The sequence below is a fragment of the Acetivibrio sp. MSJd-27 genome (assembly GCF_018918095.1).
Lineage (GTDB): Bacteria > Bacillota > Clostridia > UMGS1840 > HGM11507 > HGM11507.
Genome location: NZ_JAHLPV010000086.1, coordinates 1 through 1,805, shown reverse-complemented (window position 1 = coordinate 1,805; position 1,805 = coordinate 1). Strand labels below are relative to the sequence as shown.

The window sequence follows — 1,805 nt, the reverse complement described above, 5'->3', positions numbered from 1 at the left end:
GAGCGGCTGCCTGTGATAGTAATGCGGTGTCAAACTTTCGGTGCCTCTTAGAGAGGCTAAGCCTGTAATAGCCCCTTATAGGGGCTGTGCAAACCACCAGTTTACTGGTGGTTCTGATTTTTACTGTTGCATTTGGCGATGTGTTTTCTAATTTTGCTAAATTTCTTTCACAGAAAAGGCCCTGTGTGCTTTAAAAACTTTTTTTACCGTGCTTTTGTTTTTATTGGATGTCTGTAAACTGTATAAAGTATATCCTTTATCATAAAGTTCCTGAAAATTTTCTCCATGACGCAACGGAGGTGACAATTCAATTAGTCCGCTGCTCAAATTACTGTCCAGTTCCTGTGAAAAGATCACATTACTAGGATGCATTGCTGCCAAAGCTCCAGTAAATGGGAACTCTGTTATACTGGAACCAATCAGCAAATCCTCTGTATTCCCAACGTTAAAATCTTCAACCAAACCGTTGGATGAATAATCGTCTACTGTTTCTTTGGACACAATGTTTTCGTTATAAGTTTCCAAATTCAAATTTTTAAATTCCCGCAGGGCATCATTTGCCAGTTCTAGATTAGGAAACACGCCAACAAGATATTTTGACATAATAAACACCGCCTTTTCATGTTTATTATGTGCTTTCCTTGATTTATTTATTCTTTCTTATCATCCATTCAAATATGGTAGCGGCAGCAATGCCAGTTGCCAGAAGATAAAAAGCTGATTCGATAAAAGTATAAATGCTTTCAAAATATACGAAATATCCTTGGCCATTTAAAATATGTGTATAATAAAGGAATCCGTATGCAAGAAACAGAACACTAAAACGCAGAAACCATAAAAGAATTTTTTGAGACCCAATATCTGCTTTTTTGAAATGATTCGTAAAATTTTTCATCGTTTTCTCCTTTCCTATATGGTTTAACAAATTTATTGTATCAGTTGGACTTTATAAAAGCAACCGGAAAAAGCCGGAAATAGAACGGTTTGTCGAAAAAAGTCGAATACTTGTGATTGATCCCATGTTAATACAATATATAATAGTAAATAAAGAAATATATCAGTTTGCTATTTAAAATCATTATTAGATTCATCCTGCTATTTCATCTAAGTATATTGAGGTCGCTTCAAATACGGCGGTTATGATTTTAAATTCTAAAGGGAGTTTTTTGCATGTATCAGAAAACGTTAATTGGCAGTTCCAAGCTCACTGTTTCTTCTTCCGAGCTTTTTCTCGATTATTATCTAATAAAGAAAAAGAAGAAGCAATGTGAGGAGGATGGTTATGGAATACGGATAACCGTGTATGATCCAAGAGTAAAAACATCAGAGAGCGAACAGGTTTATTCCATTTTCACGCGAAGAGAAGATGTGGAGTCACTTTGCTATATTTTGATGTTAAATCAAGTAACTCCCGTTACTCTATGGGATATCATTGAAGATTATATTTTATAATTTTTCGATCTTTTTTGTCGAAAAAATATTGACACAGAGGAAGAAAGGTGCTATACTACAACAAGTGTTGCGGAGGAACGGCAAAGGGAAAAAGGGATGCCGTGCAGGAAGCACACGGAAAAAGCACTTTTCAAAAGGCTTGAAAAAACTTTAAAAAAAGTATTGACAACAAGAATGAAAAGTGATATAATTTAAAAGTCGCTGTGAGAACGGCGGCGAACAGTCAACTGACTGCCGGTCCTTGAAAATTGAACAACATGACGGTCCTAGCAATAACTTAGAGTTTAAAAACAAGTACAACTCAAGTAGAAACGAGTAAAAAGGAAACGACAAACAAAGTTTGTTTAAAGGGG

General features: G+C 35.5%; 3 protein-coding genes. 1 reads left to right on the top strand and 2 read right to left on the bottom strand.

Features of this window, described 5'->3' with window-relative positions; translation table 11 throughout:
* Positions 1–156: 156 nt before the first annotated feature.
* Both KQI32_RS13185 and KQI32_RS13180 read right to left on the bottom strand, forming a co-directional pair.
* Positions 157–603, bottom strand: a complete 447-nt coding sequence (locus KQI32_RS13185) for a hypothetical protein (protein WP_216426091.1) — start codon at positions 601–603, stop codon at positions 157–159.
* A 43-nt stretch (positions 604–646) separates the two neighbouring features.
* Positions 647–895, bottom strand: coding sequence for a hypothetical protein (locus KQI32_RS13180; RefSeq protein WP_216426088.1), 249 nt, complete (start codon positions 893–895; stop codon positions 647–649).
* Positions 896–1,170: 275 nt separating this feature from the next.
* On the opposite strand from KQI32_RS13180, the gene KQI32_RS13175 reads away from it, so the two are divergent.
* Positions 1,171–1,452: a DUF6514 family protein gene (locus KQI32_RS13175; RefSeq protein WP_216426087.1), complete on the top strand. Its 282-nt coding sequence runs from the start codon at positions 1,171–1,173 to the stop codon at positions 1,450–1,452.
* Positions 1,453–1,805 lie beyond the last annotated feature (353 nt).